The following is a 22893-nucleotide window of genomic DNA, read 5'->3' as shown; positions in this document are numbered from 1 at the left end:
CTATTACTGATAAACTCAATACTATGTATCGCGAATTTACGCTATGTTAAATCTACCTAATCATTATCAGATATATTCGCTTATCAAAGGCAATAGAATAGCCATCCCATTCCTACTTGCTCTAATCATCCCACTATATTTATAAATCTTGGGCCACCTCCTTACCGGATTGAAAGACACATCATCCTCTAGCAAACTCCCCGTCTGTTCACTAGTCTTTGTTCAAATTGTTCATCGGGTTAAATAACGTACGAGATTTTAAAAGCAATACAGAAAAATCAAAAAAATTCGAAAGTACCAATTTCGAAACACTTAAAAAAACCCGCGTAAAATAACTGTATTTCTATTATGAACAAAGAAAAAAATATGCATCTATCACCTATTATGTTACGTTTTTTATGTGTTTCTGTCAAGAATAATAACTGGCTTTATATAACATAAAATAACAGGTGTAACTTTTTGAATTTTTATTCTATCCAGCTTTAGATATACACATTGGTTCACGCCCACTTCAACAATTATAAAACAACTTGAGTGAAACAAATACACGAATTTTCAGCTTGCTAGACTAAGCCCTTGATAATAAAGATTATTCTTTATGGGGACATTTTAATTGGCAGGTTCACTTCTTGCTGTGCTTATACAATCGACCTTTTTATTTCCCTTGTACAAGAAGTCGAGCCTTTAATCCACTCTTCATTTTTCGGTATAAAAATTCAGCAACAACTGCTACCTAACAGAAAGAATTTCAAATATGCTCATCTAGCTCAAAGCTCGCACAATAAATTAAATAGCTCTTGCGAAAATAAGTCTTTAAAAAAACTGATGGATTACTTTTTCCTTCTATAGCAACGATTCCCTCTCATTCATTTCCTTGTGGTTTCTAATTTTCACTTACCAATTATTCTTTAGACAGATAGCCTATGATTAGCTTCATCAAGAATAGAAAAAGCCTCCATTAAAACTTCGATTCCAACCACTTTAAAAAAACTCTTTAAAAACTTTTTTGATTCTCCTATTCAACACTAGCAGTAGTCGCTTTAGCAAACATCTGTTTTCGATATAATAGCTCCCAGTCTATATTCACGACAAAAAGAGTGATGAACAAGCTAAAATCTAGCTTCTTCATCACTCAAAAATATCCGGTTTTTTAAAAGTCTCAAAAGTTGAACTAGGTGTTTTTGATAACAAGACCATCAATCAAATCTACCACTAGCTCGCTACGGTTCATCGTCAACTCTAGTTGGTCATACACGTTCTTCCATTTAATAATTTCGATAGGATTTGTTTCAGTGGTAAACAGCGTTCTTAGTAGTTCACTATACAAATGATCTGCCTTAGCTTCGACATCGTTGACTTCTTGAATCATTTTTTTGAGCGTCTTAGAATTTTTGAACTTCGCAAATTCTTTTGTTGCAGTTAATACACCTTCTGTGGCATCTACAACTAAATGAACAAATTTGTCCGTTTCTGGGCGCATTTCAGTTATCGCCAAATTACCGAATAAATAGCATAAGCCATTGATTCCATCTAAAATATCATCTAACTTATCTGTCACTTCAACAATATCTTCGCGGTCAATCGGTGTAATAAAGGCATCATATAACTCATTCATTACATCACGAACCAATTGATCGCCCTCTTTTTCCAGCATATGTATCTTTTCAGCTTGTTCGATCGCATGTGCTTCCGTGTAATTCTCTACCAACTGTAATAAATACGTACTCGCTTTATGGGTATTAGCTGCAATGTGCTCTAATGCAACAAAATAATCGTATTGTTTTTTTCTAGCCATGTTCTCTTCCTCCTAAAATAGGGCAATAAATAGTTTTGCCATTATGAATGCAATAAGTCCGCAGCCGGGAAATGTCATTACCCAAGCGAACATCATTTCCTTAACAATTCGCCAATCAACGCTCGATAAACGGCGAGAAGCGCCAACACCCATGATAGCCGTTGTTTTTGTATGGGTTGTAGAAACTGGGATCCCGAATACTGAAGCTAAAAACAAACAAATTGCTGCACTCAAATCCGCAGAAAATCCTTGATATTTCTCTAGCTTAACCATGTCCATCCCCACAGATTTAATGATTTTCATTCCGCCAACTGAGGTACCAAAGCCCATCGTCAAGGAACATAGAGCCATCACCCAAATAGGGATAACAAACCCATTACCTGTTTTTTCCGCGAGATCATTATAAAATAAGCCTAACATGAAGACACCCATGAATTTTTGCCCATCTTGTGCACCATGTAAAAAGGCATTTGCTCCAGCAGCGATTGCTTGACCTATCGTAAAGAATTTATTCGCTTTTCTTCTAGGAGTAGATTTAAATATAGCTACCAGTAGTTTTGTAATGAGGTAGCCACCGCCAAAGCCCATGATAGTTGATACAACAAGCCCTATAAGGACTTTCAACCATTCACCACCATTTACCGCACCAATACCCCCTAAGGCCATAGCTGAGCCTGTAAGCCCGGCAATTAATGCATGTGACTCACTTGTCGGTATTCCAAAGTACCATGCTGCTACAGACCAAACCACAATGGAAAATAAGGCAGAAGCTAATGCTACCTGGGCAGAATCTCCTTCAAATCGAACAATATTTGAAATAGTTTCAGCCACCTGCGCATTAAATACAGTCATTACTAGCGCGCCAAGGAAATTCATCACTACCGCCATACCAATCGCGACATTCGGTCGTAAGACTCTTGTTGAGACGGCGGTAGCGATTGCATTTGGTGCGTCCGTCCAACCATTTACAAAAATCACACCCATAACGAGTGTAACGGTTACTACTAAAGCAATACTCACAAAAAAACTCCCTCCAATCTATTTTTTCCATTTCATCATAACATAATTTCAAATTTATGAATTCTGTTTCACTCTCATTCTAGCAAATTTTATCCGTTAATTTCTAACTTTTCACGACTAAATCCCCCTTAATTCAAATTAATTCGTGTTAAGGAAAAAAACTTGTCATCTTTTATTGCAAACACCGCGTGCTTTAGGTATAATAATTACTGTTGAATTATGTGCCCAGGTACATAAGAACTTAAGCTATCGGAGGTGAAATAAATGCCAAATATTGAATCTGCAATCAAACGCGTTCGTACTAACGAAACTGCAAATGCTAAAAATTCATCTCAATCAAGCTCTATGCGTACTGCTATCAAAAAATTTGAAGAAGCAGTTGCTGCTGGTGCTGAAAACGTAGATGCGTTATATAAAGAAGCTTCTAAAGCAATCGATATGGCTGAGTCAAAAGGATTAATCCATAAAAACAAAGCTAATCGCGACAAATCTCGTTTAAGCAAAAAAATCGCTAAATAATAAAGGAGTCGGCTATTGTTAGCCGATTTTTTTATACCCTTTTTTTAGCTACTCGTCCTTGTTCCCCGCTATATTCTCAGATTTGTAGCTATTTGGAGTTAATTTTGCTCAAATAAAAAAAGACCGAATAAAACATGACTGATTTATCGGCCTTTACACATTGATTTCCTTTAAATTTGGTGAGATCTTATCTTACGTCACGACTGAGGACTAGCGGTTCAAGTGACTCGCTGTCTTAAGGACAAATAATTGGAATAACAACTCTTTATCCATTTTTCCGCTCTTAATTTGATAATCCATCTCTACTAACTCATCAAACAACGTAACCATCGTCCTTAAATCAAATGATCGAACCTGTTGCATGGCTAATTTTACACGATAAGAGTGAATGTTTAATGTCTCGGCGATATTTGCTTGTTGGTACCCAATCTTCATTAAGAGCTTCGCTTGTAATAATAAGCGCAGTTGGCTTAATAATATGGCGTTAATCTTGATAGTTTCTTCCCCTTGCAAATGGAGATCGTCGTACAATCGGAGAGCTGCATCCGCTTGCCCCTTTAAAACATAATTGGTCATATCGAATATATTATGTTCCAGACTCTTAGGGACCAAGGCGTTGACAGTTTGTACAGTGACCACTTTCTCGCCATCAAAAAACAGTAATAACTTCTCTAATTCGCGCATCATTTTCGAAAGATCAATATCTGTTAAACGTAAAAATAAATCAAATGCATCTTTTTCTATCTTAACACCCGCTAGCTCTACTTGTTGTTGGATATATCTTCTAGCAGCTTGCTCTGATAAAGGTTTTGCTTCAATCAATGTAGCCACTTTTTTCAACTGCTTAGTTACTTTTTTTCGTTCATCTAGCTTTTCATAATTAGCGAAAAAAACAAGTACCGTTGATTCAACAGGATTTTTCAAATATTCGATTAATAAGTCAGTATTTTGTTCGATTGAATTGGCTTTTTTTTCTCCTGTCAAAAAATACGGCGTTTCAACAAAAATCAAACGATAATCACCAAAAAAAGGCACTGTTTCAGCTTCGCCAACTACTTCTTCTAACGAGCTTGTTGCCATATCAAAATTCATAAAGTTTAAATCATCATCTGCTTCAACTTTGAATTTATTTAAAAATTCTTGTCGAACTTGTCTCTGCAGAAAGTCTTCTGTTCCTAAGACCAGATAAACTGGCTTGAACTCTTGCTGTCTGAGGGTTTGTATAGCTGTTTGTACATCCATTGTGCTACCTCACTTTCTCCATAATCCTATCATGTGCAGTTGAGAAAATCTAGTCCTCATTGATTAAGTGACGAAATTCTTCTCGCTTCACTCCCGTCCACCATTGATAATAAATCATTCCTTGTAGATCCGTTCGAAAAATAGTCGTTGATTGTGTGGCTAAGCGTGTCAAGACCTCTTGATTTGGATGGCCAAATCGATTATCCTTACCGCAAGAAATGACACCAATTTTCGGTTGAATTTGTTGAATAAACGCTTCACTCGAAGAATTCTTACTTCCGTGATGACCGACTTTTAACACATCAATTTTGAGCGTAGGATAATTCGACAATAGCTCCTGCTCCCCTGTTTTTCCTAGATCACCTGTGAACAAAAAGCGGTGATGATTTAATTGTAGGCCTAAGACAAGTGAATTTTCATTCCCACCATCTGTCGCAACAGCTGGTGATAACACTGAGAAATCAAAATCCCCTTCAATTTTCTGACCCATTTTCAGTTCTGTAATTTTTGTCCCAGCTTTTTTGAATAATTCCACTCCACGTTTTATTTTAGGTTTTATTTGAATGCCAATTGGAATAACCAACTCTTTAATTTTAAATTTTTGAGCAATCACTAGCCATTCCCCCATGTGATCTTCATCGCCATGGGTTAAAATTAATTTATCAATCGTTGATACTCCTTGGCTTTTTAAGAAGGGAATCACATTATATTCTGAAGAACTTTTTTGCGGCCGTTCTTGCCAAGCTTCTTTTTTAAAACCTAACTTTCCCCCGGTATCTAATAAAATAATTTCTTCATGAAAAGGGGATTGAAAATAAATACTATCCCCTTGTCCAACATCTACAAAAGCAATCATCCCTTGAGGGTTCAGATATTTTGCAAAAAACGGCGTTAGAAAAATAAAAAAGCATAAAATGAACGGTCGCCAATTCTTTTGGCAGAAGAACTGCCATGAAAAGAGACCCACAAGTATCAATGGAATAATCTGCCATAATTGTAATTTCCCACTACGGATGGTCTCGTTTCCGACAAATTTAATGCCTGTTTCAAGCAACGTCAGACTGTGCTCAAATAATAGCAATGGTATCGTGAACCATTTGGGAACAAAACTAGCACAAAAAGCTAATACTACACTGGGTAGTAAGTACCATTTGAAGATTGGACTTATAAAATAAGTAAGCACCCCAGAAAGAAGTGGAATTTCATAAAAAGTGCCTAGAACGATAGGCAGACTTAAGAAACCAATACCCATAGAGGAAATAAGTTTTTTGGCGGATATCCACTTGGCGGGAAAATCTTCCATTATTGTCATAATAAAAGTAACGCCCATTGTCAACTGACCCGCTGTTTGAAAAAATAGATACGGCTGAAGAATTAATAGGAATAAACAAGTCAAACTCCAATAGTCCAAATTTGAAAGTCTGATTTGTTGTTTTTTCATAAAAAATTTTAGCATAAATGTTGTAATTGCTCGCAAAACACTTAAGCCAAAACCAGAAAGAATTAATAGAAAAAAACTGGCTATCATTAGTAGACTAAAGCTTTGATTAGGGACTAAGCCACCTCTTCTAAGGAGAAAATAGAGACAGCCTAGGTACACTTGAACATGCATTCCTGATAAACTAAATAAGTGAAGTAAGCCACTCGTAGAAAAAATGGTTTGTATTTCTTGAAATTGCTCATTTTTATAATTAAATAGTAGTGCATTAACGTAACTTGCCACTTTTTTTGATAAACCACCAGCTGCTTGTTGAATGCCAGTCGCTCTGAAATAGCGGAACCAGTCATTGAACGTTCTTTTAATCGTTTGTCGCTTATAAGTAGTGATTTGGAGCTTTCCTGAAAGCCCTGTAATCTGCTGGAAACGACGCTCGTCAAAGCCATTTAAGTTTCTCTGCGGTTCTCCTTCAGTCAGCTCACCGGAGACCAGTAAGCCAGTATAATCTTTCCCGTGGTCGAGCCAAGTCTCCTTCTCTTCAACGGATTCGAGAAAATAACTCACTTTAACTCGACTCCCTTGGCTACTGGCCTCAAAGCTCACAAGATCTCCGCTGATTTTCAATGTATCTGGCAATAATTTAATTAGTAGCTCTTGCTCCCCGAATCTGAGCTTCGGCTGTTGAGCGATTCTTTGACCGGCGATGAGAAATGAGAAAAAGCCGCAAAAAAGACAAAGCAGAACAAGTTTTGAGTCTTTTTTGCAGCTTAAAATAAAGATAATTAGTCCACTAAATAGGCGAATATTGATACTTGTCGTCAAGACAAAGATACCTGAGAAACTGGCAACACCTGCCGGAAAAATCCAACGATTTCGGACAGACAGCCCATACGCTCTAAAGATTTTCAGTCAGAGCCTCACCTAATTGGAGTTTAGAAAAATATTTTTCATCTAACTTCACTTGATGGACGTTAGCCCCCACCTGCTTGATCAGACTTATCGCATACTCATTATTATGATAATCATGAAGATAATGAATCGTTTTAACCCCTGCTTGTAAAATGGCCTTTGTACAAGCAAGACAAGGAAAATGGGTAACATAAATTTCAGAGCCATCTGTTGGAATGCCAAATTTTGCGCATTGCAATAACGCATTCATCTCAGCATGAATCGTGCGCAAACAATGACCATCCACTACATAACAATCTTCATCGATACAATGAACATCGCCCGATACTGAGCCATTATAGCCACCAGCTATAATCCGTTTATCTCTTACTAAGGTGGCACCCACCTCTAATCTCGTACACGTGCTTCTCAAAGATAGTAGTACAGCTTGTGCCATAAAATATTGATTCCAAGGGATTCTGTCCATCATAATTCTCCTTATTCTCCTTTTTTAAACGTTTCTTATATTGTAATCGAGTTTGCTAATTTTTCAACTGTCTTTTCACCAATTCCTGAAACTTTTGTTAATTCATTAATTGTTTTAAAATGGCCATTTTCTTCACGATAGCTAATAATTTCATCCGCTTTCTTCTCGCCAATTCCAGTAAGCGTCTGTAATTGAGTCCGATCTGCTGTATTTAGATTGACTTTTTCTCCTGTATCCTTCGTTCTATCCTCTGCTGTTTTTCCGCTAGCTGTCGCAGAGTCACTGGTTTCTTGTGCAACTTGTTCGCCTTTTTTGGGAATATAAATTAACTGTTGATCGGTTACTTTAGCCGATAAATTAATTTGTCGATCATCCGCTTCTTTTGTATAGCCACCCGCCTGCCCTACGACATCTTGTAATCGATCCCCCTCAGTAATTTGATAGACGCCAGGCATCTGTACCGCTCCCTTAATATTGACATAGGAAGGCCCCATTGATGTCTCTGACGTTTTCTCAGCCTCCTGTATTGTTTCTTCAGCCGTGGGACTCGATTGGAAGCTTTCTTGACTAAATGGATCCTCAGTTTTATCTTGTAAATTTTGCGTTAGTAGATGGTACACTCCTCCTCCAATGATTAGCACTATAATAATTGAAATAACCAGTAAACGATAATTTTCGACAAGTCGTTTTTTCATGTTTTTTTACTCCTCTAAAATAAACTACGCAAAACTTTTGTTTTTCTGTCAGAATAATTTGTTTTCCATCGTATAATTAATAAAAAGGGCGGTGAGAAGATGTCTGATGAAGAAATAATTAGTTTGCTTCAACAAAAAGAGTATTCAGGATTAGAGAATTTAATCGATGTCTATGGCTATTCGATTATTACGACGATTCGAGCAATCTTGAATCAGTCCATCGAACGAAATCATTTAAAAGATGTTGAAAATGAAGTGTTCTATAAAATATGGACAAATGCGCAACGCTTCGATCCCACTAAGAGTTCGTTAAAAACTTGGCTTTTAACGATTACTAAACATTGTAGCATCGATAAAAAAAGAGAAATTGTGCGTACTTCTCGAATACAACCAGTGGAACGTTTACCTGAGCAAGCTAAGACTTTTAATCCGTTCGAAAAAGAACACTTTCTAGATTTAGTTTCGTCATTAAACCCAGAGGATCAGCTTATTTTTCTGAAATATTATTATTATCAAGAATCTCCTGAGGAAATTGCGCAAGAATTTCATCTCACCAAAGAGACGATTTATGCTCGGCTTTCTCGCGGTAGGAAAAAGATTAAACAGACGATAGGAGGAGAAAACACATGAATTCAACTTTCAAAGATATTTTTTACCACTTAGATGACCAACTAACAAATACAGCAGACGATTTATCCGACCAATCGAAAAAGCAATTGTTTAATCAAGTAAAATTTTACATTTTCATACAAGAGTTTTTAGAAAAAATAACCCCTTTACTTGAAGAGGAGGAAGAAATTAAAGGCTATCTCCCCTTCTCTCCAGGACCAAATTCTTCTATAGGAAATGTTGGCTTCATGGGGATGGCCTATGCACGAACAGAAGAAGCGCGCAATTATGTAAAAACATTCAATGATGTTCGGGGAAATCGCTTAATGATTTTTACCGACAAACGAATGATTTTCATGACAATTGTTGAATTTTTAGAGGATCAAACCTATTATAGCTATCCCTATGAAGCGATTGAATCCATTCGTATCAAACAACACACGGTGAGCTATTTTGATTGGGAAAAACGCTTTGCTCCCAAGCGCGTGAAAATTCATTGGTATACCTTTGATTTCCAATCTGGAACGAATATTTTTACAGAAACACTCGATGAAAAAGACTATCAGTTATTGATGGAAAAGATTAAAACGATTGAACCACTTCAAAAAATTCTAATCACAGATAAAGTTCAACGTTCCTCGACTTTTGACTATCTATTTAGCAACATCAATTTACAGTTGAAACTTTTTATCGCAGTCTTAATTTTAGCTGGATTGCTCCTACTTATCATCGGCTGGATATTGCCGCTCTTGAGTTTTGCAAGTGCTCCGATTTTTGAAAGTAGTCAACATTTTGCTCGGCTCCTACTCCACTCAGTCACCATCATATAAATAAAAAAGACGATCAGACTGTTGTGACTGTCAAAAGTTAGCCTAAAATGGTTACCTTTTGATGTTCTACAGAAATGATCGTCTTTCTTTGATTAATTGCTCTTTATCATGCGCAATACTCCCTGTTATTCTAGTTTCTTCCAACATAAGCGTACTACTATGCAACCAATTATTTTACTCCTTGATTGGTTGATTATAACCTTTTTCACCATAAGGCTGTAGCTTTTCTAACCATTCTTTTTTGATCTTTTTTAATTCCTCTTTCATATTTTTGACCTCATCTGTTTTCTTTTCCCACAAGACTTCATAGGAGAAATTTTCCTCTTTATAATTGAGCCAGTCTTCTTGCAACGGTGTGTTTCGATAAAAATTATTGTCTAAATTTAATTTGTAAAAATGCCAGCGATTTTTGATATTTGGCACAGCTTCAATGAATATTTTTCCATTCTTTTCATTTTTTATTTGGATAATCCCGTAATAGGTTGGCATTGTTTTGTATTCTTCCAATAGTTGTTTTTTTCGTTCTTGATTCATCTTGCATTCTCCTTAATCTAGTCGGTAATAATCCGCGCCATCTGGTGTTCTTGTGAAAAATCCATAGTCTATTAAATATCGTTTAATTAATAAGTAATCAAAATAGATTGCTTTTAATTGTTCGTCAACTTCTTTTCCTGAATAATGGGTATGCATTGTAAATTCTTCTACTATTCGATTAAGAATACCAATAATATTTTTTTGCCCTTTAGGGAAGACAGTCAAAACCAGAGCTCCAGTTGAAAATTCAAAATATTTACGAACAATTTCAGCATACTCTGTTTCTGTTAGCAAAAAGCGATCGTCGACAATGCCAGCTGCATCTGGTACTGGCAACAAATTATCCTCTGGTAGGGATTTTTCTGAAAAAATTGCCTCGAATTGGGCTAAATAGACCTTGGCTTGTTTGGCTTTTTCCCGAAAGGTAAACTTTTGGTGTCGGATCGTTGAAGGGCTCACTTCAAATTTCTCAGCAATTTCTTGATCCTTTTCTCCGGAACCAAAGTGTAATAAAAGTTCTTTCTGCTTAGTAGTTAGTGTATTATACTTACTATCTAATGCCACTAAGGCTTGTTGGCTTCCCTTATGAACAGTCACTAAATGTTCCTTCATACGAGCAATCGCCTCGTTAGGTTGTTTTTCATAAGGGTATTCTGTCTGACAATAATTGCAAGCTATTAGATTGGGGCTTATCTGATAGCCTTGACCTAATTCATTTAATCCTATCTGCAAAAGATCCATTTCTTCACCTCGTATTCATTATAATGTGTTTATCGAAATTGTCAACAACTCTGATTAACGTTTGCTAAATTAATAAACATTATTTCTTCAAATCATTAAAAAAACACTCAAACTGAATATCATCAGATTGAGTGTTTATCTATTTATAGATTTATCTAAGCATCATTATTTTTTTGTTCAGCTAAGTAATCTAAGGCATCTTGAACTGTTTTTACTGGGACAATTTTCATCTTAGTGTCTAATTTTTTTGCTGCAGCTTTTGCTTCTTCATAATTCGTACGAATCGTTGGGTCTATTTTCTTCATTTCAGCCGTAATTTCATCGTCAGGGGCAAAAAAGATTTCTACGCCACTTTCATCTGCCGTCGCAACCTTTTTGTCGATACCACCAATTCGGCCGACTATACCTTCTGAATTAATCGTCCCTGTTCCAGCAATTGATTTTCCTAAACGTAGATTTTTTCCCGTAAGCTGTTCGTAGATTTCCAATGTAAACATTAAGCCGGCAGAAGGACCGCCAATGGAGCCTGAATCAATCGTCACTTTTGTATCCGAAGAAATTTCTGTATGATCGACTAAACCAATCCCAATCCCCGCTTTTTTATCCGCTTTTAGCTCTATCAGCTTTCCTGAAGCTGTTTTTTCTTTTCCTTCATGCAAGTATGTGACAGTCATTTTTTGACCCACCTTTTGACTTTTCACATATTTCATAAATTCTTCACTACTCTCAAAACGTTGCCCATCCGCTTGGGTTACTGTATCACCCACAGCTATTTTCCCGTAAAAGCTTGAATTTTCTTCAACAGAGAGAACATAAACACCTTTGTAGACCATCTCATATGGCTTATCCGCTAACTTCATAGCTTGTTCGATTGCAGCATTTTGCGACGATTGCATATAATATAGCTGCATTTGATTGTATTCTTCATCTGTCGAATTTCCATACAATTCTTGTTTGCTGACCAAATCTTGAAAAGGCGATATCTTTGACTTGAGCGCAGTGAAGACTGTTGCTTGTCGAATGCCCACTGCTGTTAATGAAAATGAACCAGATTTTAGATCTTTCCGTCCATCCACTGAAATCAATTCTTTTAAATCAATCGTCGAACCAGGCGCCTCAATATAATATGGAATAGGAACAACAATAGCCGCAGCAAATAAAATCACTAGTAAAAATGCGAGCAAAGAACGAATTGATGCTCGTTTATCTTGTTTGCCCTTTTTTATTTGTCTATTCATTTTGCATCACGCTTTTCGAGAATTGCTTGATTAATAACCGGCGGCAAATAGCTTTCTACATCGCCACCAAATTGAATAACTTCCTTTAATATACTTGAACTAATATGATTATACTCTGGGGAAGCCAATAAAAAAACGGTTTCTAATTCAGCATTAAGATGGCGGTTCATTTGAGCAATATCCTTCTCGTACTCATAATCCTTAACACTTCGAATTCCTCTTAAAAGAAATTTTGCGCCTAAAGAACGGGCCACATCCGCTGTTAATTCATGCTCTTGGACAAGGACACGGACATTTGTTAAATGAGCTACTGCGGTTTCAATCAGCTGAACTTTTTCTTCCGCAGAGAAAAAGCTTTTCTTACTAGTATTGACGAAAACGCCCACGATGACCTCGTCAAAAAGTGCCGCTCCACGTGTAATGGTATCTAGATGTCCATTGGTGAGCGGATCAAAGCTTCCTGGAAACAATGCAATCTTTTTCATGCTTCAGCCTCATTTCTATAAATAGTTACAGCGGTAATTCCGTAGGTTTGACGGCGAATCTGCTTCAGCGTCCCTAGCTCTTCTGATAAACTAACTGCTTTATCTGCTTCACAAATAATCTCACAAGCCGGATTCAGTAACCCGAGTTGGAGCATTTTCAGAATCTGTTCCTCTATTTTTTGTTGTGCATACGGTGGATCTAAGAAGACATAATCGAACGTATAATTATTTTCTTTTAACCAACCTAATGCTTTATCAGCATCCATTTTTACCGTCAAAAAACGGTTGGGTTCTTTAGTAATCTCGATATTGTCTTTGATTATTTTCATGGCTTGAAAGTTTCGCTCTACACAAACAGCCAAATCGATCCCTCGAGAAACGGACTCAATCGCTAAGCCACCACTACCTGAAAATAAATCCAGAGCTTGTCCCCCATCAAAATAGGGTCCAATCATATTAAACATGGATTCTTTGACTTTATCTGTAGTCGGTCGTGTATTTTCACCCTCTAAGCTTTTTAATCGTCGGCCACGATACTCACCAGAAATTACTCGCATAAAATCCCTTCTTTCCCTTATCGTCAGTTAAGTATACCAAAAAGCACAAAGAAAAAGATGAAAAATGTTTGAAAAAATCAGACATTTTTCATCTTATTTAAACATCTTCTGCCAAACGGATATCAGGTGTTAAGTCCTCTTCTTCCTCTTCGACAAGTTGATAGGCTGCTCTCGTCCCTATTCTATCGGCAAAATTCATTTCAACATCTGGACGATAAGAACGTTCAACTTTTCTGACGAAATGAAGTTTTTTGATTTTTTCTTCGGAATAATCAAATGTTTCTTCATTTAAATAAAGAACCACATATTTCATTTTCCGAGACACATAATGAACCAGCCCAAAACGTTTTAAATTTTTTAACTGTTTCAAACTATATACCCAAACAATAATGCCTCGCCGTTTCTGTACAGTAAATTGATTTTCTTCAGCTTGCATGACAACTTCCTCCGCAACCAGAATGTCCACCTGTTAGGAAAAATGGATTTCCAGCATCTACTTTAATTTCTTCTGAGACTGTATTGGCTACAGTCAAGCCAATACTATCTAAAATATCTTGAAGCTGTGTCTCAGCTACTCGATAAGCAGCTACCTGTTCATTTATATCTAATTCTCGTTTGCTTTTTCTTAGAGCTCTCTGCGTTTCTCGATAGCCAGGGGCATGTAGTCCATAATCAGCGATACGTTCAAATGCTTCTTTGTTCTTTAAAAAATCTTTTTGAAGTCTCATAGCTTCTTGACTAGTAGCTAGCGCTTGTTTTGCTTCAAAAAAATTTTTACATGTTTGACTTTGTAGCAATTGCGCGACAATCTCTTCACATTGATCCTCCAGAGCAAACAATTGTTCATTTATAATCATTCAGAAACCACTATCCTTTGTGTCATTTTCATCTAGTCTTTGCATTAAGACTACCATATTTTCTTTTGAAAAGGAAATCCCTAATTGTTCCGTCTCTGTATGCATAAATCTCGTATGCAGAAATGGATCACTATACCAGTACAATAATGAAAATGTCGGATCAAAGATAGGCGCAGATAAAATTCCCGTCTGAGGGTTATCAGTCGTTCGTTTTACGAGTGTCGCTAATTCTTCACTACTCATTGAAAATGCAATCTGACTACTCTCTCCTGACTCTATCTGTTGCCAATAATGGACTCTTTGCTCATCTAAAATTTCATCTATGTGTGCTAAAAAATCTGTTTGGACTGCTTTTACTAGTTGTTGTTGTTGAAAGGCTGACTCATACGCGGGCAATTGGTCTAGCTTGCGTAAAAAATTGATTGTTTCAAAGCTCTCTGCTTCTTTTCTATCATTTATCGCTTGCCAGTCTGTATCATCGCCTTGAGCTGTCAATCTTGGTGGGGTATTCATTTCAATCTGATAAGGTCGTAAGGTTAATAGCTCCTGCTGACTCAAATAAGTGACACCAAATAATTCACCATCATTTTGATCAAAAAATAAAATAGCAAATGTTTGATTATCAAAAGCAATTAATGGGCGGTAATTCATATCTTCCTCCATCAATTCAATGTTTACTGTATCATCTTTATAATCAAAACTGAAATTAGGATAAATCATGGTCAATTCAGAAAGCTTGCCCATCGTCATTTTATAGGAAAAAGGACGAATATTTTCTTTTGTATCGCCAATTGCTTTGATAGCTGAAACTTTACCGTCTGTAATATTTGCTTCAATAATGGCTGTTTGTTTCTCTGACTTATATCGACGAACTTCATAGTGAAAACCTGTTGAGTAAGTCCCTTCTGGTTGTCCTAGGACTTTCTCTAACTCACTTACTTCTTTATTTATGTACGAAGAAAAGCCCTCAGCGGGCAATTCTTCGTACTTTAAAGTTGTATTATGAAGTGGGGTCACTGTTTCACTACCTGTTCGGACCGCTTTTTCCGAATTATTCTTAAAAACGATCGGTTCAAAATAGAAAACTAATAAGACAGTCATGAAGATACTCATAAATAATCCGACTCGTTTCATGTATCATTCCCACCTATAGTGCATCCTTATTTTTCTTTCACTTCAATTAATAAATCGCCTGATTGAATAGCTTCGCCTTCTGTCACGTAAATATGGTCGACAACACCCTCAAAACGGGCCTCCACAGAGGTTTCCATCTTCATGGCCTCTGTCACAAGTAAAGTATCTCCACGTTGCACACGGTCGCCTTTATTCACAAGCACTTGTAGAACAGATCCAGACATTGTGGCACCAATTTGTTCTTTATTGGTTGGTTCTGCTTTGCGTTTCGTTTTCACAGAACTGATAATTGAATTGTCTTTAACGACGATTTCTCGACGTTGCCCATTCAAGTTAAAGAAGAGCACACGATTGCCCTCAATATCCGGCTCGCCAATTTCATCTAAACGTAAAATCAAGATTTTTCCGCGTTCAATCTGCACATTGATAGACTCACCTAAGCGAATGCCTTGGAAGAAGGTTGGCGTATCCAATAAAGTCACGTCGCCAAATTGATCATAGGCTTTTTGATAATCTAAAAATACTTGTGGGTACATTAGATAACTTAGGACTTCTTCTTTTTTCGGTTCAAAACCGATCAGTTCAGCTAACTCTTGTTTGACTTTTTCAAAGTCAACAGGCTCAGCTAATTCACCTGGGCGATTTGTAAAGGCCGTTCTGCCCTTCAAGATAATGCGTTGTAATTCTTCTGGGAAGCCACCAACTGGTTGCCCCAATTCTCCTTGGAAGAAAGTCACAACAGATTCAGGGAAGCTTAGGTGTTCACCTTTTTCAAAAATATCGGCTTCTGTCAGCTCATTTTGTACCATGAAGAGCGCCATGTCACCGACTACTTTAGAGGAAGGAGTCACTTTAACAATATCACCAAACATAATATTGACCGTGTGATACATTTTTTTGATTTCATCCCATTTAGCACCTAGACCGACTGCTTTGGCTTGCTGCTGCAAGTTTGAATATTGACCACCAGGCATTTCATGCATGTAGACTTCTGTTTGTGGAGCATTTAAACCATTCTCAAATGGTTTGTAATACATCCGCACGTCTTCCCAATAATGATTAATCTTTTGGACATTATCAATATTGATATCTGGTACGCGTGCGCCATTTACTAAAGCATAATATAAGCTACTCATGCTTGGTTGGCTAGTATTGCCACTCATTGCACTCGTTGCGACGTCGACAATATCGACACCGGCTTTTGTTGCAGCTGAGTAAGTGATAATCCCATTGCCGCTTGTATCATGAGTATGCAAATGAATCGGTAAATCGGTCGTTTCTTTTAGCTCACTAATCAAACGATAAGCCGCTTGTGGCTTCAACAATCCAGCCATATCTTTAATCGCAATAATATGAGCACCTAATTGTTCCAATTCTTTGGCCATATCTTTATAATATTGGACATTGTATTTAGCTCTTGATGGATCATTAATATCACCGGTATAACAAATGGCAGCTTCAGCAATTTTCCCAGTATCACGGACTGCTTGAATACTTTTTTCCATCTGTGGTAGCCAATTTAAGCTATCAAAAATACGGAAAACATCAATCCCTTGTGCAGCTGCTTCGTTAATGAATTCAACCAACACATTGTCCGGATAGTTAGAGTAACCGACAGCATTTGAGCCTCTGAACAGCATTTGGAACAACGTATTAGGCATTAAGCGACGAAGTTTTCTCAAACGTTGCCATGGATCTTCATTTAGGAAACGATAGGCCACATCAAAGGTCGCTCCGCCCCACATTTCTGTCGAGAATAATTCTGGCAGACCTTCGCCTGTCAAACGAGCAATTCCTTTAAAATCTTGTGTCCGTACACGAGTTGCTAATAAGCTTTGGTGCGCATCTCTAAAGGTTGTATCTGTTAACAGTAAATCTTCCTGGTTTTTGATCCAGTCAACCACTGCTTCAGCACCTTTAGTATCTAGAACTTCTTTGGCTGTAATAAAGCCAGGGCGTCGCTCGATGTCTTCTGGTATACGAGGATCTTCATAATAACGTTTTTGGGCTTTTTCAATCCCAGGGAACCCGTTGACAGTAATTTCGCCAATGTACTTCATCGTTTTATTCCCGCGATCTCGAACTCTCGGGAACTCGAATAATTGAGGTGTGTTATCAATAAAGGTTGTTTTCGCATCGCCTGAATAAAAGTCCGGATGGCTAATCACATTTTGTAAGAAAGCAATGTTTGTTTTCACGCCACGAATTCTGAATTCAGTCAAACAACGCTGCATTTTTTGGATAGCCTTCTCGAAATTAATCCCGTGCGTACAAACTTTTACTAATAAGGAATCAAAATAAGGCGTTACAACGGCACCAGAGTAAGCATTTCCGACATCTAAACGAACACCGAAACCACCTGGTGAACGATAGGTATCAATCTTACCTGTATCTGGCATAAAGTTGTTCAAAGGATCCTCTGTTGTAATACGGCACTGAATAGCTGCCCCTTTCAACTCAATATCCTTTTGATGAGGTAAGCCAATTTCTTTATGCAAATCTTTCCCTTGAGCAATCATTAATTGACTCGTTACAATATCGATATCTGTAATCATCTCTGTAATTGTGTGTTCAACTTGCACACGCGGATTGACTTCGATAAAGTAAAATTTATCACCTTCAACTAAAAATTCCACTGTTCCAGCATTGACATAGCCAACGTGTTTCATCAGCTGAACCGCTGCCTGACATATTTCTTCACGTTGTTCATCATTCATCGAAACACACGGAGCTACTTCGACAACTTTTTGGTGGCGTCTCTGAACTGAACAATCTCGTTCAAATAAATGAATAACGTTACCATGTGTATCCCCAAGTATTTGGACTTCGATATGTTTTGGATTGCCAATATATTTTTCGACATAGACTTCATCGCTACCAAACGCAGCTTTTGCTTCACTTTTTGCTCGATCATAACCATCGCGCGCTTCTTTTTCATCATGGGCAACACGCATGCCACGACCACCACCACCTAAAGCGGCTTTAATCATAATTGGGTAGTCATGAGATTTCGCAAAGGCCAAGACTTCATCAATTGAGTCAACAGGTCCATCTGTCCCAGGAATTGAAGCAATTCCTGCTGCAACTGCGGCCTCTTTTGCCTTGATTTTGTCACCAAAAATATCTAAATGATGTTGTGTAGGACCTACGAAGATAAGTCCTTCTTCTTCACAACGACGAGCGAATTCCAGATTTTCAGATAAGAAACCATAGCCTGGATGAATAGCATCAACTTCTGCTTTTTTAGCAATCTTGATGATGTCCTCAATATCTAAATACGCATCAATCGGCTTTTTCCCTTTTCCGACAATATACGCTTCATCGGCTTTAAAACGGTGCACTGAATACTCATCTTCTGCTGCATAAATCGCCACTGTTTTGATATTTAGCTCTGTACAAGCACGAAATACACGAATGGCGATTTCGCCACGATTTGCTACTAAAACTTTTTTCATCTATCCCACTCCTACCATTTTTCTTCATTTTTTATCTGTTTGTCTCGGATGATACGAGAGCAAATGCTTACGTTTTTCATTTGCACTTACATTTAACACTAAACCAATCCCGACAGAAAGAACAAGCAAGCTCGATCCCCCTTGACTCAGGAATGGGAAAGTAATCCCAGTCAGTGGAATAATCCCGGTAATTCCACCTAAATTGATAAATATTTGAATCAGTAGCATGCTACCAACGCCATAACATATCAGCGAATTGAACGCATCACGCGAACGAATCCCAACTAAAATAATGCGGGTAATCATAAAGATTAAAAGACCTAATATCAGCATTGCAACGATCAAACCTAATTCTTCCATCACTATCGCAAAAATATAATCGGTATGAGCGAACGATAAAAAGCCTTTCTTTTCTATACTATTTCCTAATCCTCTTCCAAATAAGCCACCATTAAACATCGCATAATAACCATTCACCATGTGATGCCCGTCACCATATTCATCAATAAAAGGATTTTGATAGACAGCAAAGCGCTTGTAGATATATTGTCTATTTTCTGGTAGTAAAACTTTACCAAATAACGTAATTGCTTGAATCGCTAGAAAGCTCAGCGTGATTCCTAATGCCCCAACTTTTAAGGACCAAGTAAAATCAATGCCACTTGCTAATAACATAACCATCACAAGCAAAGTCAGCACCGCAGCATTCCCAAAGTCCGGCATAATCGCTACGCCAGAAATTAAAATCAGCATTAACAACATCGGCCGTTTGACCGTTTGCATGAAATCTGTTGTAATACTATCTTGTCTCTTTGACAAAATCAACGCGAGATACCAAATTAAAACAATCTTTAGTAACTCAGCTGGTTGAATTGAAAAAGCACCGAGCTGTATCCAGCCCTTGGCTCCATTGACAGCTGGAAAAAATAAATAGGCTACAACTAATAACACAGCTGTCACAGCAATCGCCAATCTGACGAGTCCCTCATTCTTAAAAACATCTGTCTTCATCTTATACATGATACTAATAACGATTAGACTCAGGACCCAAAATATCGTTTGGCTAGTCACATAGGCTGCCGGATTCAAACCTTTTGATAAAAGAAAATAGGAAGAAGAACTATAGACCATAATTAATCCTATTACACATACAATTAAATACGGAATAAAAATACTATAGTCCATTAAATGACGTTTTTTTATCTTTTCTGGCAAAGGTTAAACCTCCTTGCCTTGTTCGGTGTTTTCTTGTGTTTCTGTATAAACTTCTGTATATAAACGATTCAGTTCTTGTTCTAAATCACTCATTAATTGATGGCCTGCTTCTTTTGTAATCATGCCTAAACGGACGGCAAAAGTCACCTGTCTTGAAAAACCATACATCTGTGTGTCTACAACCTCTTCGAATGCTTTGCATTGCGAGATACATAAACTATTTTTTTGATTGCGGATAAGCATTTTGATTCGATCCGCATCTTGATTTAATAAACTTAGTGCAAATTCTGGAGAAATAGCTTCCATTTGCGCCTAACCCCCCATCTTAATTCTATTATTATAGCACAATTTATCGTTTTTTGAATAAAAAAACAGAAGTTTTCATTTATTTATTAAAAATGTATGAACTTAAAATTCCGCGTATATACTCGCGTTTTTATTGGCTATATAATGAAGAAAACGCTGAGTTATCTCATCGTTTTCTAATTTAAATAAAAATGATTTATTCTTCTGCTTCAGCCGGCTGATAATTTTGTAGACATGCCAAAAATTGTTCCCCATATTTATCTAATTTGTTCTGTCCAACACCTTTAATTTGAAGTAAATCTAGTCGTGAAGTAGGAATTTGTGTACTCATATCTTTGAGTGTAGCATCAGAAAAGACAACATAAGGCGGCACATTGGTTTCCTCAGCTATCATTGTTCTGATCTCTCTAAGCTGCTCAAATAATTCATTATTTTGTTCTAGTTTACGTGCTTGTCGTTGTTCTTTTCGATAAACAGTTTGTTGTCCTTTTAATACATCGATACCCTTTTCTGTGACTAAGAGTGTTGGATACTGCCCCTTTGAGGGAGCTAAAAGTCCTTCAGCAGTCAAAAAATCGATCAGACTAGTAACTTCTTTTTGCGATGAGCCTTTCATGAGCCCATATGTTGATAATTTAGCAAAGCCAAACTGGTCAATTTTTTGATCTTTCGAACCAGTTAAAACTTTTGTAACTAGGCCTTTACCAAAGCGTTCATCCATCCGTTTGACGCAGGAAAGAACCATCTGAGCTTCTTTGGTGATTTCAACTCTTGCCCGATTATCTAAACAGTTACTACATCTGCCACACGGGGCACTCTCTTGCCCAAAATAGCGCAAAATAAATTGCTGTAAACAGCCTTCTGTATTCGAATATTGGCTCATTTCACGGAGCTTTGTATATTCATTTTGCTTTAATTCGTGTGAACGTTGCGATTGCTCGATGAAATATTGATGGACCTGTAAATCTTGGGGAGCAAATAGTAAAATCGCATCACTAGGAAGGCCATCACGCCCTGCTCTTCCAGCTTCTTGATAGTATGCTTCCATCGTTCCAGGAATTTGCGCATGGATGACAAAACGAACATTACTTTTATTAATCCCCATACCAAATGCATTCGTTGCAACAATCGTTTGAATACGATCATATAAGAAATCCTCTTGGAATTTTGTCCGTTCAACGTCTTTTAACCCTGCATGGTAATAACCAATAGATAGACCTTCCGACTTCAACAAATGATAAATCCGTTCCACTTCTTTTCTAGTATTGGCGTAAATAATTCCTGCCTGGCCTTTATTTAATTTCAAATACTCTAAAAGATACATTTCCTTTTTTTGGTCAGTTATTACTTGGAAGCTAAGATTTTCTCTAGCAAACCCAGTTGCTACTTGATTTTGTTGGGGAATGCACAACAATTGCTTGATATCCTCCGCAACGAGCGGCGTAGCAGTAGCAGTCAATGCAACTACCGTAGGTCTGTTTGGTAAATGATTTAAATAGTCAGCCATCTCAAGATAACTTGGTCGAAAATCATGGCCCCAATGAGAAATACAATGCGCTTCATCCACTGCAATTAAATCAACCGGTAAGCTATTTAATAGTTCTTGAAACTCAGGCATGACAAACCGTTCAGGAGCAATATATAGTAATTTAAAGGCGCCTTGCCGTAGCCCTCTTATTCGATCTAAAACACCCGAATAATCTAAAGAGCTATTAATATAAGTTGCTGAAATCCCCAACTGATTGGCGGCATCCACTTGATCCTTCATTAAAGAGATTAATGGTGAGACTACAATTGTTAAACGAGCAAAAGCGCTCGCTGGAAGCTGATAACAAATAGATTTCCCACTCCCTGTGGGCATAATCCCCAATACATCTTGTTGTTCTTCTATATAATGAATGACTTCTCTTTGACCTGCACGAAACTCCGTGTAACCAAAAACGTCCTTCAAGACTTGGTTTATCATTTCCATCTATTTTCTCCTCCAGTCAACTTTTTTATTCTAGCATTTTTTGACGTATACTCGCAACTGCTCTCTGTGAAACACTAGCCATTTATGAAACTTTTTTGCTTATTACATTTATCCTAGAATTAGAGAAAGGTGGTTTAACAAGCTTCTTTTATTAGCTTTCGTGTATCTTTTCCACAAATAGATTTCCACAGAACACCCGTTCCCAATCCACGTCATGTGCAAATGAATGAACCGTTCATTATATAACTACGTAAAAAAATCATTAATCAAGGAAAGATAATCATCTTCGGAAAGCTAAGCCATGTTCCATGTCGCTGAAATCTTTAATCTACCTAAGATAGTATTTTTACTTTAGACAAGCTGCTCAAACTGGCTAGTCAAATATCATACTTATCCGATTTTATAATTCATAAACTGTTATTTAACTTGGGCTAGAGAGATAAAATATTCACTTTTTTTGCTACTAGTCTTCATTCGCACACTTTTCACAGTAAAAAATGAAGTAAAAAGAATGATTTCATCAGAAAAACCTACTAAGCAATGGATTCTTGCTATTTGATGCTTTTCCAAAAACCTCGAAAACTGTGCGAATAGCCACTAGTGGAAAAAAACAGCTAAACCCCTATGCGAATGAGGAAAAGGACTAGATATAGATTCTATTTCAGATTTTTTTATAAAAAATCACCCGTAGAATCCCCTATCTATAGGATTCTCACTCCCCTGTACATTTCAATTCGAACATTATAGCGAGGAGAAATGTCCAGTATACTCTCACTAGTCTTCATTCGCACAGATTTCACGGTAAAAAAAGAAGTAAAAGAATGATTTCATCAGAAAAACCTACTAGACAATGGATTTGGTATGCTACCCCTATCT

21 protein-coding genes are annotated in these 22893 nt (G+C 37.3%); 3 read left to right on the top strand and 18 right to left on the bottom strand.

Going from position 1 to position 22893, the window contains the following annotated elements; all coding sequences use genetic code 11:
- Positions 1-1171: 1171 nt before the first annotated feature.
- Together BAU15_RS09295 and BAU15_RS09290 are read right to left on the bottom strand one after the other, a co-directional pair.
- Positions 1172-1795: a DUF47 domain-containing protein gene (locus tag BAU15_RS09295; RefSeq protein ID WP_161842477.1), complete on the bottom strand. Its 624-nt coding sequence runs from the start codon at positions 1793-1795 to the stop codon at positions 1172-1174.
- 12 nt (positions 1796-1807) lie between these two features.
- Entirely contained in the window at positions 1808-2779 is a 972-nt protein-coding gene (locus BAU15_RS09290; protein WP_161842500.1) for an inorganic phosphate transporter, read from the bottom strand.
- A gap of 300 nt (positions 2780-3079) precedes the next feature.
- Here BAU15_RS09290 and rpsT point away from each other — a divergent pair, with 300 nt between their 5' ends.
- Positions 3080-3334: a 30S ribosomal protein S20 gene (gene rpsT, locus BAU15_RS09285; RefSeq protein WP_161842476.1), complete on the top strand. Its 255-nt coding sequence runs from the start codon at positions 3080-3082 to the stop codon at positions 3332-3334.
- 210 nt (positions 3335-3544) lie between these two features.
- On the opposite strand, the gene holA is transcribed toward rpsT, so the two are convergent.
- The 4 genes from holA to BAU15_RS09265 form a co-directional block, all read right to left on the bottom strand.
- A complete protein-coding gene (gene holA / locus BAU15_RS09280) occupies positions 3545-4576 on the bottom strand; it encodes a DNA polymerase III subunit delta (RefSeq protein ID WP_161842475.1) in 1032 nt (343 codons plus the stop codon).
- A 49-nt stretch (positions 4577-4625) separates the two neighbouring features.
- Positions 4626-6578 (bottom strand): DNA internalization-related competence protein ComEC/Rec2, encoded by a 1953-nt coding sequence (locus tag BAU15_RS09275; protein WP_161842474.1) that lies wholly within the window; start codon positions 6576-6578, stop codon positions 4626-4628.
- Between the two features lie 331 nt (positions 6579-6909).
- Positions 6910-7395 (bottom strand): ComE operon protein 2, encoded by a 486-nt coding sequence (locus BAU15_RS09270; RefSeq protein WP_202622727.1) that lies wholly within the window; start codon positions 7393-7395, stop codon positions 6910-6912.
- Between the two features lie 29 nt (positions 7396-7424).
- Positions 7425-8084, bottom strand: a complete 660-nt coding sequence (locus tag BAU15_RS09265; protein WP_161842472.1) for a helix-hairpin-helix domain-containing protein — start codon at positions 8082-8084, stop codon at positions 7425-7427.
- Positions 8085-8183: 99 nt separating this feature from the next.
- Between BAU15_RS09265 and BAU15_RS09260 the strand changes: the two genes are divergently transcribed.
- Complete coding sequence (locus tag BAU15_RS09260; protein ID WP_161842471.1) at positions 8184-8714, top strand: sigma-70 family RNA polymerase sigma factor; 531 nt, start codon at positions 8184-8186, stop codon at positions 8712-8714.
- Positions 8711-9523 carry a hypothetical protein gene (locus BAU15_RS09255; RefSeq protein WP_161842470.1) on the top strand — a complete coding sequence of 271 codons (813 nt, stop codon included), beginning with the start codon at positions 8711-8713 and terminating at the stop codon, positions 9521-9523. Before BAU15_RS09260 ends, BAU15_RS09255 begins: the two co-directional genes overlap by 4 nt.
- Positions 9524-9697: 174 nt before the next feature.
- Here the strand turns inward: BAU15_RS09255 and BAU15_RS09250 are convergent, their stop codons facing one another.
- From BAU15_RS09250 to recQ, 12 genes are all read right to left on the bottom strand, one after another.
- Positions 9698-10057, bottom strand: a complete 360-nt coding sequence (locus tag BAU15_RS09250; RefSeq protein ID WP_161842469.1) for a GIY-YIG nuclease family protein — start codon at positions 10055-10057, stop codon at positions 9698-9700.
- A 12-nt stretch (positions 10058-10069) separates the two neighbouring features.
- The gene (locus BAU15_RS09245; RefSeq protein ID WP_161842468.1) at positions 10070-10798 is read right to left on the bottom strand and encodes a DUF2087 domain-containing protein; all 729 of its coding nucleotides are present in this window, start codon (positions 10796-10798) and stop codon (positions 10070-10072) included.
- 155 nt (positions 10799-10953) lie between these two features.
- Entirely contained in the window at positions 10954-12036 is a 1083-nt protein-coding gene (locus BAU15_RS09240; RefSeq protein WP_161842467.1) for a SepM family pheromone-processing serine protease, read from the bottom strand.
- Positions 12033-12521 (bottom strand): pantetheine-phosphate adenylyltransferase, encoded by a 489-nt coding sequence (gene coaD / locus BAU15_RS09235; RefSeq protein ID WP_161842466.1) that lies wholly within the window; start codon positions 12519-12521, stop codon positions 12033-12035. Before coaD ends, BAU15_RS09240 begins: the two co-directional genes overlap by 4 nt.
- On the bottom strand, positions 12518-13078 hold the full coding sequence (gene rsmD / locus BAU15_RS09230; protein WP_161842465.1) for a 16S rRNA (guanine(966)-N(2))-methyltransferase RsmD: 561 nt from the start codon (positions 13076-13078) through the stop codon (positions 12518-12520). Before rsmD ends, coaD begins: the two co-directional genes overlap by 4 nt.
- 97 nt (positions 13079-13175) lie before the next feature.
- Positions 13176-13514 carry a YlbG family protein gene (locus BAU15_RS09225; protein WP_161842464.1) on the bottom strand — a complete coding sequence of 113 codons (339 nt, stop codon included), beginning with the start codon at positions 13512-13514 and terminating at the stop codon, positions 13176-13178.
- A complete protein-coding gene (locus BAU15_RS09220) occupies positions 13504-13935 on the bottom strand; it encodes a YlbF/YmcA family competence regulator (RefSeq protein ID WP_161842463.1) in 432 nt (143 codons plus the stop codon). Before BAU15_RS09220 ends, BAU15_RS09225 begins: the two co-directional genes overlap by 11 nt.
- Complete coding sequence (locus BAU15_RS09215; RefSeq protein ID WP_161842462.1) at positions 13936-15069, bottom strand: CAP-associated domain-containing protein; 1134 nt, start codon at positions 15067-15069, stop codon at positions 13936-13938.
- Between the two features lie 26 nt (positions 15070-15095).
- A complete protein-coding gene (locus BAU15_RS09210; RefSeq protein WP_161842461.1) occupies positions 15096-18524 on the bottom strand; it encodes a pyruvate carboxylase in 3429 nt (1142 codons plus the stop codon).
- 24 nt (positions 18525-18548) lie between these two features.
- Complete coding sequence (locus BAU15_RS09205; protein WP_161842460.1) at positions 18549-19739, bottom strand: FtsW/RodA/SpoVE family cell cycle protein; 1191 nt, start codon at positions 19737-19739, stop codon at positions 18549-18551.
- 3 nt (positions 19740-19742) lie between these two features.
- On the bottom strand, positions 19743-20045 hold the full coding sequence (locus BAU15_RS09200; protein ID WP_161842459.1) for an Fpa/YlaN family protein: 303 nt from the start codon (positions 20043-20045) through the stop codon (positions 19743-19745).
- Positions 20046-20241: 196 nt separating this feature from the next.
- Positions 20242-22017, bottom strand: coding sequence for a DNA helicase RecQ (recQ, locus tag BAU15_RS09195; protein ID WP_161842458.1), 1776 nt, complete (start codon positions 22015-22017; stop codon positions 20242-20244).
- Positions 22018-22893: the final 876 nt, after the last annotated feature.

The sequence above is a fragment of the Candidatus Enterococcus huntleyi genome (assembly GCF_009933175.1).
GTDB lineage: Bacteria > Bacillota > Bacilli > Lactobacillales > Enterococcaceae > Enterococcus_K > Enterococcus_K huntleyi.
Note: the sequence above shows the minus strand (reverse complement) of the source record. Positions and strands in the feature narration are given on the sequence as shown.

What these genes read in the sequence shown, in the direction of transcription:
- rsmD (WP_161842465.1), bottom strand. Translation starts at nt 13,078, where the DNA reads ATGCGAGTAATTTCTGGTGAGTATCGTGGCCGACGATTAAAAAGCTTA.
- rpsT (WP_161842476.1), top strand. Translation starts at nt 3,080, where the DNA reads ATGCCAAATATTGAATCTGCAATCAAACGCGTTCGTACTAACGAAACT.
- BAU15_RS09225 (WP_161842464.1), bottom strand. Translation starts at nt 13,514, where the DNA reads ATGCAAGCTGAAGAAAATCAATTTACTGTACAGAAACGGCGAGGCATT.
- BAU15_RS09210 (WP_161842461.1), bottom strand. Translation starts at nt 18,524, where the DNA reads ATGAAAAAAGTTTTAGTAGCAAATCGTGGCGAAATCGCCATTCGTGTA.
- BAU15_RS09215 (WP_161842462.1), bottom strand. Translation starts at nt 15,069, where the DNA reads ATGAAACGAGTCGGATTATTTATGAGTATCTTCATGACTGTCTTATTA.
- BAU15_RS09290 (WP_161842500.1), bottom strand. Translation starts at nt 2,779, where the DNA reads ATGGGTGTGATTTTTGTAAATGGTTGGACGGACGCACCAAATGCAATC.
- BAU15_RS09295 (WP_161842477.1), bottom strand. Translation starts at nt 1,795, where the DNA reads ATGGCTAGAAAAAAACAATACGATTATTTTGTTGCATTAGAGCACATT.
- coaD (WP_161842466.1), bottom strand. Translation starts at nt 12,521, where the DNA reads ATGAAAAAGATTGCATTGTTTCCAGGAAGCTTTGATCCGCTCACCAAT.
- BAU15_RS09240 (WP_161842467.1), bottom strand. Translation starts at nt 12,036, where the DNA reads ATGAATAGACAAATAAAAAAGGGCAAACAAGATAAACGAGCATCAATT.
- holA (WP_161842475.1), bottom strand. Translation starts at nt 4,576, where the DNA reads ATGGATGTACAAACAGCTATACAAACCCTCAGACAGCAAGAGTTCAAG.
- BAU15_RS09265 (WP_161842472.1), bottom strand. Translation starts at nt 8,084, where the DNA reads ATGAAAAAACGACTTGTCGAAAATTATCGTTTACTGGTTATTTCAATT.
- BAU15_RS09260 (WP_161842471.1), top strand. Translation starts at nt 8,184, where the DNA reads ATGTCTGATGAAGAAATAATTAGTTTGCTTCAACAAAAAGAGTATTCA.
- BAU15_RS09200 (WP_161842459.1), bottom strand. Translation starts at nt 20,045, where the DNA reads ATGGAAGCTATTTCTCCAGAATTTGCACTAAGTTTATTAAATCAAGAT.
- BAU15_RS09255 (WP_161842470.1), top strand. Translation starts at nt 8,711, where the DNA reads ATGAATTCAACTTTCAAAGATATTTTTTACCACTTAGATGACCAACTA.
- BAU15_RS09220 (WP_161842463.1), bottom strand. Translation starts at nt 13,935, where the DNA reads ATGATTATAAATGAACAATTGTTTGCTCTGGAGGATCAATGTGAAGAG.
- BAU15_RS09250 (WP_161842469.1), bottom strand. Translation starts at nt 10,057, where the DNA reads ATGAATCAAGAACGAAAAAAACAACTATTGGAAGAATACAAAACAATG.
- BAU15_RS09245 (WP_161842468.1), bottom strand. Translation starts at nt 10,798, where the DNA reads ATGGATCTTTTGCAGATAGGATTAAATGAATTAGGTCAAGGCTATCAG.
- recQ (WP_161842458.1), bottom strand. Translation starts at nt 22,017, where the DNA reads ATGGAAATGATAAACCAAGTCTTGAAGGACGTTTTTGGTTACACGGAG.